The sequence below is a fragment of the Pedobacter nototheniae genome (assembly GCF_004335085.1).
GTDB classification, from domain to species: domain Bacteria; phylum Bacteroidota; class Bacteroidia; order Sphingobacteriales; family Sphingobacteriaceae; genus Pedobacter; species Pedobacter nototheniae.
The window spans coordinates 112,993-128,746 of the sequence record NZ_RQRS01000012.1 but is presented as its reverse complement, the minus strand read 5'-3'; the positions used below and the strand labels follow the sequence as shown (position 1 = coordinate 128,746).

The 15,754-nt window shown below is 33.5% G+C and carries 10 protein-coding genes; 8 read left to right on the top strand and 2 right to left on the bottom strand.

Going from position 1 to position 15,754, the window contains the following annotated elements; all coding sequences use genetic code 11:
* The first annotated feature begins 220 nt into the window (after positions 1-220).
* The 3 genes from EHC72_RS12385 to EHC72_RS12375 are packed head-to-tail and all read left to right on the top strand — an operon-like array spanning position 221 to position 4,038.
* The gene (locus tag EHC72_RS12385; RefSeq protein ID WP_165585817.1) at positions 221-2,596 is read left to right on the top strand and encodes a gliding motility-associated C-terminal domain-containing protein; all 2,376 of its coding nucleotides are present in this window, start codon (positions 221-223) and stop codon (positions 2,594-2,596) included.
* The gene (locus EHC72_RS12380) at positions 2,596-3,594 is read left to right on the top strand and encodes a PorP/SprF family type IX secretion system membrane protein (RefSeq protein ID WP_131538015.1); all 999 of its coding nucleotides are present in this window, start codon (positions 2,596-2,598) and stop codon (positions 3,592-3,594) included. The genes EHC72_RS12385 and EHC72_RS12380 overlap by 1 nt, the downstream gene beginning before the upstream one ends.
* Positions 3,595-3,597: 3 nt before the next feature.
* Complete coding sequence (locus tag EHC72_RS12375) at positions 3,598-4,038, top strand: hypothetical protein (protein WP_131538014.1); 441 nt, start codon at positions 3,598-3,600, stop codon at positions 4,036-4,038.
* Here EHC72_RS12375 and EHC72_RS12370 read toward each other — a convergent pair.
* Positions 4,035-6,194: an FUSC family protein gene (locus EHC72_RS12370; protein ID WP_131538013.1), complete on the bottom strand. Its 2,160-nt coding sequence runs from the start codon at positions 6,192-6,194 to the stop codon at positions 4,035-4,037. The two genes, EHC72_RS12375 and EHC72_RS12370, sit on opposite strands and share 4 nt — an antisense overlap.
* 723 nt (positions 6,195-6,917) lie before the next feature.
* On the opposite strand from EHC72_RS12370, the gene EHC72_RS12365 reads away from it, so the two are divergent.
* Together EHC72_RS12365 and EHC72_RS12360 are read left to right on the top strand one after the other, a co-directional pair.
* Positions 6,918-8,270, top strand: coding sequence for a PhoH family protein (locus EHC72_RS12365; protein WP_131538012.1), 1,353 nt, complete (start codon positions 6,918-6,920; stop codon positions 8,268-8,270).
* 29 nt (positions 8,271-8,299) lie between these two features.
* Positions 8,300-9,088 (top strand): hypothetical protein, encoded by a 789-nt coding sequence (locus tag EHC72_RS12360; protein ID WP_131538011.1) that lies wholly within the window; start codon positions 8,300-8,302, stop codon positions 9,086-9,088.
* On the opposite strand, the gene EHC72_RS12355 is transcribed toward EHC72_RS12360, so the two are convergent.
* Positions 9,063-10,274, bottom strand: a complete 1,212-nt coding sequence (locus EHC72_RS12355) for a TCR/Tet family MFS transporter (RefSeq protein WP_131538010.1) — start codon at positions 10,272-10,274, stop codon at positions 9,063-9,065. The genes EHC72_RS12360 and EHC72_RS12355 overlap by 26 nt on opposite strands.
* Before the next feature lie 193 nt (positions 10,275-10,467).
* Here EHC72_RS12355 and gyrA point away from each other — a divergent pair, with 193 nt between their 5' ends.
* From gyrA to EHC72_RS12340, 3 genes are all read left to right on the top strand, one after another.
* On the top strand, positions 10,468-13,041 hold the full coding sequence (gene gyrA / locus EHC72_RS12350; RefSeq protein WP_131538009.1) for a DNA gyrase subunit A: 2,574 nt from the start codon (positions 10,468-10,470) through the stop codon (positions 13,039-13,041).
* A gap of 32 nt (positions 13,042-13,073) precedes the next feature.
* A complete protein-coding gene (locus EHC72_RS12345; protein WP_131538008.1) occupies positions 13,074-14,156 on the top strand; it encodes a tetratricopeptide repeat protein in 1,083 nt (360 codons plus the stop codon).
* Positions 14,157-14,261: 105 nt separating this feature from the next.
* Positions 14,262-15,407, top strand: a complete 1,146-nt coding sequence (locus tag EHC72_RS12340) for a tetratricopeptide repeat protein (protein WP_131538007.1) — start codon at positions 14,262-14,264, stop codon at positions 15,405-15,407.
* The last annotated feature ends 347 nt before the right edge of the window (positions 15,408-15,754 follow it).

The following is a 15,754-nucleotide window of genomic DNA, read 5'->3' as shown; positions in this document are numbered from 1 at the left end:
ATTTGTTCTATAAGGCTTTAGAGGCACTTTTTAATAAAAAAAAACAAGTTAAATTTCTTAGAAATTAAAACCTAACCAAATTAAAATTCCATTTCGTGTAAAAAAGCAATGTTGTATAAGACTAGCAAATCCACAAGTATACTATTTTGATATTTTTACAATAGACTGTTTAATCGCCCCTATGATAAATAGATATTTCTTGGTGTTTTCTATATTCTTAATGAGTATAACATCTAAACTGTATGCGCAGGCATGTCCTGAAAATATAGGTTTTGAAAATGGAAATTTTCAGAATTGGAAGTTGTACACTGGAACTACTACAAATGTGGACGATAAAAACTTTGTTTATACCAATGAAGTTAATGGTCCAGTTAAAGATCGGCATACGATTATAACAGATAAAAAAGCAACAGATCCGCATGGTCGCTTTCCAATAATTCCAAGTGGTGGAGGTAATTTTTCAGTCAAGATAGGCGATGAGGGTTCGGGTGCTCAATCAGAAGGGATTTCTTATTTAATCAATGTTCCTAATGATCGTCCTGAGTTTACCTTAACCTATCAATATGCAATTGTTTTAGAAGATCCATCGCACCGAGCAGCAGAACAACCGAGATTTATTGCCAGAGTAAAAGATGTAGAAAAAAATGAATATATCCCATGTGCTTCTTTTGAGTATATAGCCACTTCTTCTTTACCTGGGTTTAAAAAATCCTTTATCAGCAGCCTGGTTATTTACAAAGAGTGGACTCCAGTAACGGTAAACTTATCGGGTTACCAGGGCAAACAACTTATAATTGAATTTATTAGTGCCGATTGTACATTAGGTGGTCATTTTGGTTACGCATATGTAGATGTAAATAATTTATGTGGCGATGTTATTATTGGAAACACTTATTGCAAAAATGCTGAAGAACTTACAGTGTCTGGTCCAAGTGGTTTTAAATCCTACAACTGGTATAATGAAAGCAGAACTGTAAATTATGGTTCATCACAAACGGCAATTATTAAACCAACGCCGCCAGAAGGTGCCAAATTATTGTTGGATTTAGTGCCTTACGATGGTTTTGGATGCCCAAGTACTGTTTCTGCAACTGTTAGAAGTGTTGACTATAATTTACAAGTCGTTCCTGCAAAAACCTTGTGTAAAAATACCGAAGTGGATTTGACTTCGCCAGATTACGTATTGAATAAAATGCCAGGACTTACTTATCTGGTATATTCTGATAAAGACCTAACACAAGAAATTAAAGGCTTGCTTAAGGTAACTGAAAATAAAACTTATTATGTGTTGGCTACAAATTATAAGGGTTGCCAAAGTGTTGGAATTATAGATTTAACTATAAACGACCTGGCTTCTGTAACAGCAAAAAAACCAGAATCCGTATGTTACAACGGAACTGTAGATATAACAAAGGATAATTTATTAACTGGAAATTTAACTGGGGTAACTAAATCGTATTTTTCTGATGCTGCAGCATTAAAGCCGCTTACCGATGCCACTCAAATAAGCAAAACAGGCACATACTATATTAAGCTAAAAAACATTTCTGGTTGTGAAAGTATTCTACCTATAGAAGTTACTTTAAACGAAAAACCGATTTTAAAAATAACGAATCCAGCAGCTGTATGCTTTCCTATGAGGGCAGACATTACCAAGATGGATAATTTTGTAGGTAGCGATGCTAATTTAAAATATAGTTTTTATACCGATAATAACTTAACCCAGCTTATTGCCGATCCTAAAAACATGGATAAGTCGGGGTTTTATTTTGTTAAAGCAGAAAATGAAAAAGGATGTATTGTTAGTGATCGGATAGAGGTTAATGTAATTGATCTGCCAGTTTTATCTATAAAAGATCCTGCACCGGTTTGTTATCCCGAAAAGGTTGATATTACAAACCCAGCATTATACACCGGAAGCACTCCAGGTACAACATATTCTTACTTTCATGATGTAAATTTAACCTCTAAAATTAATAACCCGAGGCAAATAAACACCACTGGAACTTACTATGTAAAAATAACCAATGCTAATGGTTGTTTCGTTTCAGATAAAATTAATGTAGTCATTAATTCCCTGCCTACAATTGTTTTACATCAGCCAGCACCCATATTTGATAATGATTTTATTAATCTTACCGCTGCAAGTATTACGCAGGGTAGCCGTGGGTTTTCAAAAATAAGTTACTTTCAGGATGCTGCAATGTTAAAACCCGTTGCTGATCCAACTAAAATAAATAGAGCAGGTATTTACTATATCCGTATGGAAAATGACAAAGGCTGCTCGGTTTCTTCCTCTATAGAATTAAATATATTACCCACGCCAAAAATAATTGTACCTACAGCTTTTACACCTCAAAAACAAACCAATAATCGTCTATACCCATTTTTAGTGAGCATTACCAGGTTGCTAAGTTTTAAGGTTTACAATAAATGGGGCATTTTGGTTTATCAAACTGATGCAGTAGATCTGGGGTGGGATGGAAAGTTTAAAAGTAAAATGCAGCCTTTAGAAACATTTTCATGGGTTGCCGAAGGAATAGATTCCTTTGGAGGCAAATTTCAATCTCAAGGTAAAACCATATTAATATTGTAATGTACAAAACGCTTCTTAGTTTATTATTGTGCTTAATTACGGTATGTTGTTCGGCACAAGATCCAAAGTTTTCTCAATACTTTGCTTCGCCTTTAACGCTTAACCCGGCATTTACTGGTTTTTTTGATGGCGATTACAGGTTTGCCCTAAACACCCGGCAACAATGGGGCAACATGGGCGATCCTTATAATACTTACAGCGTATCTGCGGATTTAAAGTTGGCAGAGGATGAGAATTTTACCAACCACGTGTTTAGTATTGGCTTAAGTGGTTTATTTGATGAATCCTTTAATAAAGCACTAAAATCACAATACATTAGCGCCAGCTTCTCTTATTACCAATATTTGGATATTCAGCACAAGTTTAAGTTTGGATTGGCGCCACAGGTTTCATACGTTTCCAAATACCTTGATTACAATAAACTTACTTTCGCATCTCAGTATACTTCTGATGGTAATTTTGATATGTCGCTTCCTAACTATCTCGATGTAACAAATGATAAAACCTCTTATTTTGACCTTAATTTTGGAGCAAATTTCTCTGCTAATTTTGATCGCTTAAGTCTTGCCGCTGGTTACTCATTTTACCACATTACTAAACCACAACAAACCCTACTCGGTGGCAATAATACCATAATCCCATACCGCCAAACCATTAACCTAAGCATGTTGTACATTGTAAATAATCTGGTTGATTTGAATTTTAGTGGAATAAAGTTTTCTCAGGAAAAAAATAATGAAACCATTTTAGGTAGCGTTATTACGTTTAGACCGAATGATGAAACGAAATTTAAAATTAATGCTGGTTTGTGGTATGCTTTTAATCAATCGGCTGTTTACCCATATTTAGGCTTATCTGTTGGCAACTTAACTGCTGGTTTAAATTACACTGTAGCTTCTGATAAAATATTAAATACTGCGCCACGTACCTACGAAATTTCATTAATCTACACGCACAATAATTTTAAAGGTTATAAACTCGCATGCCCTAAATTTTAAGTTATGAAATCATCCTTATTGATCCTATTATTTATTGCGTTTACTAAAATTTGCCTTGCACAAAACACAAAACAAAGCATTGAGTACCAATATCATCGTGACGGGAAAAATTACTATGCTTTTGAATTGTTTAAGGAAACCAAAAATTCTAACAACGACCAGCTGATTCTTAATTTTATTTATAACGCTCCTTTTAAAAAAGTTGAGAAAGTTCTAATAAAAACAGCGGATGCAGAGTTTAAATTAAAATTTAAAGTAAGAGAAGAACAGGTAAAATCAGATAATCCTGAACAGAAGTTTTATCCAATTACAATTGATTATAAATCCTTGGCAGAGAAGAAACTAGAATGTGAGGTTCAGATTATTTTCAAACTGGATGATGGATCATCTTTAGTTTTACCATTTAATGCATGCACAATAAGGGAATTTATAGCCAAAAACTAAATCTTAATCTTTACAGAGAGTTTGTAAATATCGTAGGCAACCTTTTGAATCAAGTCAAACTGTTCGGGTACCAAGTCTTCGCCGGTTTTAATTAATATATCGTTATCGTTTAGCCTAATTAAAGGAACATTATCGATACTACTTTTACCTTGAACCAAATTTTCTATAGATGCATCCAACAAGTAAATAGTATTGTTATACATTGGCTTCAATGAATCAAAATTTTCAAGGATAAAATCGTGCTCTTTATTGTAAAGCGATAACGTGGCAATGTAAGATGATAGTAAATGACTTAGCGCCGTAAATTGGTGTACATCTTTAATAAATAACTGCTTGCTTTTAGGTTCAGAAAACATTCTTTGAAACAACGAAGCAAGGTTGGCGGTGCTAACATAAACTTCTTTTCGGGCAAGTTTATATTCCGTTCGGTTATAATTTTTTTCAAAATAAAGCGAACTAATTTGCTCTAAATAGGCCTTATTAGCTTTTAATATATCCATCATCGCCTGTTTTAACTTCTCGTGCTCCCATGTAGGAAAAAGCGAATAACTAGCCAACAAAGCAATTCCAGAACCAATAAACGTATCGTATATTCTTTCTCGGGCTAACGCCAATGAACCCATACCTAAAAAATCAAAAAGAATCAAAATATAAGGCGTCATAAACAAAACGCTAACGACATAATTTTTCCGCTGAAAACTATAGCAGCCAATCATGCATATTAATAAAATACCAAATAATACATGTCTATCATGCACCAACGATAAAACACCCATTCCGATAAACGCCCCCACAGTAGTGCCAATTAAACGTTGATAATTGCGCTGCTTAGTTAAGCTAAAACCTGGTTTTGAAATCACCAGAATAGTTAATAAAATCCAGTAACTATGCGAGAAATTAAAAAGCTGTGAAACAATAAAACCTAAAAGCATAACTACGGTAACTCGTAACGAATGCCTAAATGTGGATGAACTGTAGGTTAAGTTCTCGGTAAAAAGATTAAGGTCAAACTTTTGCCTGGTAATAAATTTCTCTGTATCCACTTCAGCCTGCCTAATATCTTTACTGGTTCTGATTTTGAAGTAGCTAAAAATGGTTTTTACTCTTGAAAGGATATTTTCAATATTTACTTCAATGTTTTTAAGTGCAATGATGCCGATAGTGCTATATTCCTGATTGTTATTATTACGCTCCAAATTGTTGATTTTAACTTTTAAGCGTTCAATTTCTATCAATAATCTTTTAGATACTGTTGGTTTACCACCGCTTTTTAAAGCAAAAGCGATATCATCAAGCGCATAAGAAATACGCTTGATAGCCATCTCGTAATCAGATAAAATTCCCGATTTATCAAATTGATCGTGCAGTTGCTGATAATTGTAATAGGTAGACATTACCTGTTCAAATAAATCAACCATATCTACAAAAACCAGCAGCAAAAATCGACCTTCAGGTGTAGAATCACGAATAATTTCGCGGGTTTTAAAAAGCAATTCTCTTACAGCGTCTTGTTTCTCGTGAACTGAAACTTGCAACTGCAATAAATCAGCATAAGTTTTATCGTAATTATTATTATGGTGATAAAACTTAGCTTTTTCTCTCAAAAAATCAGCAACTTCTAAAATAGAATCACTTAATGATTGCTGCACAAGTCGATAGGGGCGTATTCTGTATACAAAATAACTTAAACCGGTATACCACAAACTACCTGCTAAAACCATTAAAGCGTGTATTAATACATCCTGCCAAGGCCGAACGTCATCAATACTTAAAACAATAATTAATAAAGTTGCCGTTCCAACAGCCGCGGCCCTTACTCCATATATATAAAACATGGAGAATACAAAACTAGAGGCAAGCAATAAAAAACCTATGAAATAATGATTTTTGTTTGTTAAGCCTGTAAGTATCGAAAAAACAAAAATGAGTACCGTAGTAACCAGCATGGCGTTTCGGCGGTGCACCATAGGCCCAGGAGTATCTACAACACTAACGCAAAGTGCACCTAAAGATAATGTCATGCCATATTTAAGTAGCCCAAACTGAGCTAAAATAAGCGAAGGCAAAAGTACACCAATGGTAATTCGTAAGCCATCTGCAAAATATGTACTTAACAAAAAATCCTGAATGTTTCTTATCGGCTGCCTGATCTGCATGGTTACAAAAATAACATATTACCCAAGGTTTTTGTTGCCAATTTTTATTAACTTTTTTTAATAATTAGGAATTTTAAGCAGAAAATAAATATTCCTTATGCTTAAATACATTAAGTGTTTGTTAATAAGTGAAATAACTAAAAATGTTGATAAAACCGATTACCTTCATTTTCTATATCAAAAACAACGATACTCACTGTTAATAAGCTGATTTTAAAGTTGATAACTTTGTTTATAAATTATATGCTTTTTATCTTGACAGCGAAGCCTTTAAACCCTAAATTAGATAATATCAAATACGAAGTACTTTGAATTCTGATTAAGATATCCAAAAGAGATAATGAACCGAAAGGGGAAATATTTCGGATAACTATAGGGAAGACAATTAGTTTCAGAAAGGGTTAAACCAAGTAAGAATATAGAGTGTTAATCGAAAGATAAAACCTCCGAAAATTAAACCCAACAGAAATTATTGATAATTACAGAATTTTACGGAAGGAAGTAATTGGAAATAAATTTTTACGAAACGCAAAAGTTTGCAAAAACCTAGCGAAAACGAAAAAATCAAAGTAACAAGAATTAGATGCCTTAATAATGACTATGGTTGTTTTTAAGGTTAAAACGGGGAACTAAATCGAAAGAAGAAGATCCCCGTTTTTATTTTATAAGTTTTTTAGGCTTAATTTCTTGACAAAGAGCCACAAGAAACATTAAATTTACCAAATGGCCAAGAAAGGTAAATCAATCTCCAATCCATCAAAAAAGATTTTCGTTTTAGATACTTCGGTTATTTTATACGATCATGATGCTATCAATAACTTTCATGAACATGATGTAGCAATCCCCATTCAGGTTTTAGAGGAGCTAGATAATTTTAAAAGCGGAAACGATACCCGAAACTTTGAAGCCAGAAGTTTTATTCGCCTGATAGATCAAGCCTCGAAAGAGCAACTCATTAGCAATTGGATTCCTTTAAAAGGTGCCAACGCAGGCATGTTTAGGGTAATGCTTAACGAAATACCTTCAACAATTGATGCAGAAGAAGTTTTTGGAAAAGGTAAATTCGACCATAAAATATTAAACGCAGCTCTTTGTCTTAAGGAAGAAAATCCAGATAAAAAAGTAGTATTGGTATCAAAGGATATTTGTTTGCGATTGAAAGCAAAATCATTGAATTTATTTGCTGAAGATTATGAAACAGGAAAAATTAAAAATGTAGATGCACTAAATAGCGGCAAAACAGAAATCGATAATTTTTCAGTAGAAATAATTGATGAGGTTAAGAAAAATAAGGTTATCGAGGTTACAGAACAAGATTTTCCAAATCCAAATGGCAATCGCTTTTATACATTAAAGAATAAAAGAAAAACAGTTAATGTTTTTTATAATCACACAAAAAAAACTATTTCTGGAGTTTCAACTGATCCAATCTTTAAAATAAAACCAAAAAATATTGAGCAGGCTTTTGCTATTCATGCACTTTTAGATCCCGAAATTAAGCTCGTAAGTATTCAAGGAAATGCTGGAACGGGAAAAACACTATTAGCAGTAGCAAGTGCTCTTGAACAGCGTAAAAACTTCAGACAAATTTATGTTACCCGCCCAATTGTATCATTAAGTAATAAGGATATTGGTTTTTTACCTGGCGATGCTAAATCCAAAACTGATCCTTTTATGGCTCCAATATGGGACAATCTGCGTTTTATAAAGGAACAATTTATTGGCGATGATAAAATGGCGACAAAGATTGATGAACTTATTAATACGGAAAAAATTGCTATCGCTCCGCTTGCATTTATAAGAGGACGAACATTAACCAAAATATTCTTTATTGTAGACGAGGCGCAAAACCTTACGCCACATGAGGTTAAAACCATTATTTCGAGAGCAGGGGAGCACACCAAAATAGTTTTTACAGGTGATATTTATCAGATTGATACTCCCTATCTCGATTCTGAAAGTAATGGATTATCTTACTTAATAGAAAATGCTAAAAATCATCCGCTTTATGCGCATATTACCCTAAAAAAAGGTGAGCGAAGTGAATTGGCAAACTTGGCAAATGAATTGTTATAGTTTTACTAAACAATCTAAAATCTGCTCAAATGTTCTCCTTATTTATTCTTATAGTTTTAATTCGATTAGCTAATAAATATCTTGATAAAGATGCTGATAAACTTGCCATCACAGAAAATCCAAACAGAGGCAATAAACCCTTACAAAGCTACTTTCCATTTGTTTTTCATTTACTTATTACCGTTTTAATTTTAGTTTCTTGCTTTATTCCAGGCATTCTAAATGAGGAAAGAATCCATTCTTTAGTTACTGATGGAATTTTTCAGTTTGTGAGCACATTATTAATTCTAATTATAAGTATAATAAACCCTTTTACGCCACTTCCGCAGGGAATAAGAGAAAAGTTAGCGGAAAAATCAAATGAAAAAGATTTTCAATGGGTTAAATGGTTTCTAAAAGGTAGGAACTGGCAATTTTTAAAAGCAATTACTTGCATTTTAATCGTTGCCTACTTCGTACATAGCGGTTATTTGGTTATTCCTGATTTTAACAAAGGAACCTTATCAGGCGTTATTATTGTATTAATTATTTTCTTTTTAATCAGTAATCTTATTCAATTATTTACCAATCCCGTATATTTTAAAAAGGCTACACTATTCAGACTATCAATGCTTTACCGCTCCTTTAAATTATCTTTTTTTATTGCAGGCGGAATAATTTTATCCATTATTATTATCTCATCCTTAATAAACCTGGAGGTAAGGAAAATTGTAAATATTGAAGGAATTGCTTTACTGGTTTATAACATAATTATGGCGTATAACGAATATAAAGTGCTGCTTTCGAATTCAGTTAATGATACTTCCTCAACGCCCTAATGGCGATAAACAAACCAATTAAAGTTAAAAAAGCACTAAGAATGAACGGTGCCCCAGGAAAAAATAATGGAGTGCCATCTTGAATAAAGTAAACAAAAATATGACTTGCTAAAAAAGGACCAATAATAGCGGCAAAACTTTGTAAACTCGTTGTAATTCCTTGAATTTCGCCCTGAGCATTTTCTGGTACTTGGTTAGAAATAATGCTCTGCATGGCTGGTCCTCCAATTCCTGCTAAACAATAAGGCAAAATAAATAACATCATCATCCAGCCTGTGGATGCAAAAGCGAAACAAATAAAACCAATAATATATAAGCTTAAGCCAAAATAAATGGCTTTACGATTGCCAATTTTAGGAATTATAATACGGATTAATCCTCCTTGTACAATGGCAATAACTACACCAACAACGCCTAAAGAATAACCAATCATTTTTGAGTCCCATTTAAATTTCTCAATTACATAGTAAGACCAGTTAGATTGAACCGAATGGCTGGCAATATATAAAAGAAGGAGAGTAGCTAGCAAACCTAATATCGCCGGATATTTGGATGCATTTATGAAAGATCCGACAGGATTGGCACGGAACCAGGAAAATTTCCTTCTTTTACTTGGAGACAGCGATTCTGGTAGGATAAAATAGCCATAAAGCCAATTTATTAAAGCCAGTCCAGCCGAAATCATAAAAGGAACTCTTAATCCATAGGTACTAAAAAGACCGCCGATAACTGGCCCCAGAATAAAACCAACGCCAAATGCAGCGCCAACCATCCCAAAGTTTTGTGCTTTCTTTTCAGGTTCAGAAATATCAGCGATGTAAGCCATAGCTGTTGTAAAACTTGCTCCCGTTATTCCTGCAATAATCCGTCCAATAAAAAGCCAAAATATGGAGGGAGCAAAAGACAAAAAGATGTAATCGACACCTAAGCCGAACAAAGAAAAAAGTAAAATTGGGCGCCTGCCATATTGATCACTTAAACCACCCATAATTGGAGAAAAAATAAATTGAGCTAAGGCAAATGCAACCATAAGATAACCCCCATAATCTGCTGCAACACTTAAGCTTCCACCGGTAAAACCTTGAATTAGTTTTGGTAAAACTGGAATAATAATTCCAAATCCGGTAAAATCTATAAGTAGAGTTACCATAATAAAAGCCATTGCAGATTTCTTTTGTTGGGCCATTTGATATCGGATTAGAATACAAAAGTATTACAAAAATTATTTCCTTCCATAGGTATATTTTTTTATCCATTTGTAAGTCGTTTTTTACCCTAAAACTTTTCAACAATGCCTTATTATGGCATATTTTTGCTAAATTCGCAAGGTTATAATAATACCTTTTTAAACTTCGTTTTTGATAACGATAAAATAATTTATGGCAGAAGATTTAGAAAATCAACAAAACGACAAAATCATCCAAATTAACATAGAAGAGCAGATGAAATCTGCCTACATTGATTACTCAATGTCTGTTATTGTATCCAGGGCTTTACCTGATGTACGAGATGGATTAAAACCGGTTCACCGCCGCGTTTTATACGGAATGCTTGATCTTGGAGTAACCAGCAATAAACCACATAAAAAATCAGCCCGTATTGTGGGTGAGGTTTTAGGTAAATATCACCCACATGGTGATGCATCCGTATATTTCACCATGGTACGTATGGCTCAGGATTGGAGTTTACGTTACCCAATGGTAGATGGACAAGGAAACTTTGGCCACATTGATGGAGATTCACCAGCTGCAATGCGTTATACGGAGGCACGTTTTTCTAAAATTGCCGAAGAAATGCTTGCCGACATCAATAAAGATACGGTAGATTTTCAGCTAAACTTTGATGATACCTTACAAGAGCCAACAGTTTTACCTGCAAAAATCCCTAACCTTTTGGTTAATGGATCTTCCGGTATTGCGGTAGGTATGGCAACTAATATGGCGCCACACAACCTAACGGAGATTATTGATGGCGTTGTTAGTTATATAGATAATAGAGATATTACGATTGAGGAATTAATGAAGTTTGTAAAAGCTCCAGATTTCCCTACAGGTGGTATTATTTATGGCTATACAGGCGTTAAAGAGGCTTTTGAAACGGGCCGTGGACGTATAGTTATGCGTGCCAAAGCAGAAATTGAAAGCATTAAAGACCGTGAAGTAATCATCGTTACCGAAATTCCTTACCAGGTAAATAAAGCACAAATGATTGAGCGTACTGCTGAATTAGTTGGAGAGAAAAAATTGGAAGGTATTTCAAATATTAAGGATGAATCTAATAAAGATGGTATCCGTATTGTTTACGAAATTAAACGCGATGCAAACGCATCTATCGTTTTAAACAACTTATATAAGTACACCGCATTACAAACTTCTTTCAGTGTAAATAACATTGCATTGGTAAAGGGTCGTCCGCAAATGTTAAATCTAAAAGATTTAATTGTTCATTTTGTGGATCACAGACATGATGTAATTGTTCGCCGTACCAAATACGAATTAGCAGAAGCAGAGAAACGTGCACACATTTTAGAAGGTTATTTAATTGCTTTAGATCATTTAGATGAAGTAATTAAATTAATTCGTGCATCAGAAACTCCTGAAGAAGCTCGTGTTGGCTTAATGGAAAAATTCGGTTTAAGTGATATTCAGGCACGTGCTATTTTGGATATGACGCTTCGTCGTTTAACAGGACTAGAGCGTGATAAAATCAAAGAAGAGTATGCTGAATTAATGAAAACCATCGAATATTTAAAATCTATCCTTGCTGACGAAGGTTTGCGTATGCAAATTATTAAAGATGAGCTTGCAGAAATTAGGCAGAAGTTTGGCGATGAGCGTAGAACAACAATTGTTCACTCTGCTGAAGATATGAGTATGGAAGATTTCATCGATGATGAAGAAGTTGTTATCACCATTTCTCATGAAGGTTATGTAAAACGTACCCCTGCAACAGAATTTAGAGCTCAAGGTAGAGGTGGAAAAGGATCGAAAGGCAGTACTTCCAGAAATGAAGATTTTATTGAGCACATGCTTGTGGCAACCAACCACAACTATATGTTATTCTTTACCGAAGCCGGAAGATGTTTCTGGCTAAGGGTTTACGAAATTCCTGAAGGATCAAGAACAAGTAAGGGAAGAGCTATTCAAAACATTATCAATATACCGAAGGAAGAGAAAATTAAGGCATACATAAAAGTTAAAAACCTTAAGGATCAAGAATATTTAGAAAATAACTTTATTATAATGTGTACCAAGAAAGGTACCATCAAGAAAACTTCTCTTGAAGCTTATTCTCGTCCACGTGTTAATGGTATCAATGCTATTAACATTAATGATGGAGACCAGTTATTAGAAGCTTGTTTAACAAACGGTGAAAGTGAAATTGTAATGGCTTTACGTTCAGGAAGAGCTATCCGTTTCAACGAAAAAACCGTTCGCCCGATGGGTAGAACAGCTACTGGTGTACGTGGTGTTACTCTTGGACACGAAAAAGATGAGGTTGTTGGTATGATTGCCATAAACAATCCTGAAGTTACGGTGTTAGTAGTATCAGAAAAAGGTTATGGAAAACGTACCGATATTGATGATTATCGTGTAACAAACCGTGGTGGTAAGGGTGTTAAAACAATTAACGTAACGGAAAAAACAGGACAATTAGTTTCAATTAAAGACGTTACAGACAGCGAAGATTTAATGATTATTAACCGTTCTGGTATTGTAATTAGAATTGCAGTAGCAGATTTAAGAGTAATGGGACGTGCTACACAGGGCGTTAGATTAATTACTTTTAAGGGTGATGACGAAATTGCATCGGTTACTAAAATAGATCACGAAGAAGAGGAAGAAGAAACTATTGATACTGAAGGTGTAGTTGTAGAGGGAGAAATATCAGAAGGAGAGGCACCTAAGGAAAATACAGATGAGGCAGACTCAACTGAAGAAACAGAAAACTAAATCAATTTATAAAAAAAAGTATAATCTTAATTATGAAAAAAGTAATTCTTAGTATATTGTTTGTAGGTGCAGCCACCTTAACATTTGCGCAGAAAAGCGAAGTTGCCGAGGCTAAAAAAGCCTGGGGTATTTTCCAGGCAATGGGACAAACTTTACCTTTACCTAAAAAGTTAGAATCTTTAAAACAGGCCGTTGCCCATACTGATAAAGCTATTGCTGACGAGAAATCAAAAGTAATGCCTGAGGCATGGTCTTACCGTGCGCTATTAACTTCATCAATTGCTATTTTAGATACTACAAGTATCGAAAATGCAGATGCTAATTTAAAATTAGCTCAGGAAGCTGTTACGGAAGCTAAAAAGTTAGATACTAAAAATGCTGAAAAAGATAATATCGCAAATGCAGAAACTAATATTGCAAATGCTGTTAGAAATGGTGGTGTTTTAGCTTATAACAAAAAAGATTACAAAACAGCTTACCAAAAATTTGTTCAAGCAACAGTAATCAATCCAACTGATACCTCTATGTATTTAAATGCTGGTATTGCTGCTAGAAACATTGAAGATTATCCAAATGCAATACAACAATTTAAAAAGGTGATTTCTTTAAATTCACCTCAATCAAAAGAGTTATATGCTGAAGTAATTGATATTACTTTGAAAAAGCAAAAAGATACAGTAGCAGGTTTAGCTTTATTAAAAGAAGCTACTGCAAAATATCCTGAAAGTGCTGATTTTATCAAAACCGAAACTCAAATTTATATTGATAAAGGTGATGCAGCGAAATCTGAGCAAATGTTAAACGCTTTGGCAACTAAAGAGCCAAACAATCCAAATTATCAGGTTTTATTAGGAAATATCTATTTCACTCAAGCCCTAAAATTACAAGGCGATAGAAATAAAATTGATCCTAAAAAAGTTAAGGAGTTTAATGACGTAACAGCTAAAATGAATGGTTTATTAGATAAATCAGTACCATATTACAAAAAAGCTTTAGATGTTGATGCTAAAAATCAAGGCGCTTTAGAAACCTTAAAAACTATTTATGCCTTCAGAAATGATACTAAAAATTATGAAGACATTAAAAAACGTTTAGATGCATTATCAAAACAGTAATCCATCACAATATTAAAAAAAGAGTCCTGATTTTATTAGGACTCTTTTTTTTTGATTATTTTTACGCTTTTAGTCAGGTGCTCATTGCTTAATTTTTATTCTCTTATGCAAAGTCGTTTTAAATTATTGATTCCAATTTTAGTCTTTTCTGCTTACCATGCCAATGCTCAAAAAAGTCAGATTCTTATTGCAAGAAATGCTGTGGGTAAACTTCAGGCATCAATTGCTAATAAAGAAGATGAGAAAAAACAATTAACAATTATTACTGAAGGACTTAAAGCGTCAGAATCTGCTGAAAAGGATAAGAAAACAATGAACTGGCCAGAAACATGGTCTATTAAATCCTATTTAACATCTTATGCTTCCTTAATAGATACAGATCCAGCAAATTCTGAAAGATATTATGATTTAGCAGTAGCTGCAGTAAAACAAGCTAAAGAGCGTGATAAATACGAAGATAATGCTGGTTTAATTAAAGCATCACATCATAATATTTTAATCAAAAAGCAGGATAGGGGTACTGCGGCCTATTTTAAGAACGATTTTAGAGAAGCTTTCGATGATTTAAAAGAAGTAAGTGATAATTTTCCTACCGATACAACATTAGCTTTAAACACAGCTATTTGCGCATTAAATATCCAGAATTATGATGAATCTTTAAGCTTTTTTAAAAGAGCTAAAGATAATGGAATAAAGAACCCAGCTGTTTTCCAAAAAATGGCAGAAATGTATGTGGCGAAATTTGATAGCGAAACCGCTATTAAAACTTTAGAAGATGGCTTAGTTGTAAATCCATTTAATCATTTTTTAACTAATGATTATATTAATCTTTTGTTAGACACTGAAAATTATGATAAAGCACAATCATTAATTGAGAATAATTTAAAGGTTGAAAAAGGCAACAAACTTTTATTTTTCCTTTATGGTTATTTACAGCAAGTAAAAGGTAATAATCCTACAGCAATTTTAGCTTACGATAAAGCGCTCACCAAAGATCAGAATTATTTTGATGCATTATATCAATTAGGTTTGGCTTACATTAATACAGCTAATGATGTTTTAAAGAAAAATGATTCTGATAAAAATTCTCAATATAATTCATTAATTAACCGTGCACAATTTGCTTTAAAGCGTGCAAATGAAATTAATCCAAACGATCGTAAAACAGTTCAATTGCTAATTGATATCTATACGCGTAAAAATGCATTAGATAAGGTGCAAGAACTAAAAAGAAAGCTTCAAGAATTTTAAATAAACGGGCAGTTTTCGTGCAAAAGAGTAGATGCCTTAAAATACAACTTAACATAATATTAATTGGTAGTTCCAATCTCACATTATGTTAAGTTCAAGACAATAAATCTAAGTCAGAAGATCAACGTTAGTAATAAGTTTAATTTGTCTATTTGCCCTAACCATAATTATAGGGTTAACTTTCGTTAACATTTCTACAATCTCAATCAGTGACTTTTGACATTTAGCACCACGAACAACTCTAAGTTGATCGGAGAGGGGCAACCTGTTAAAATCGGTAATCATTGAATTTAAAGAACTTTGTTTTTGTTGTACAAATCAATAATTATTTTTCCACATTTCATAAA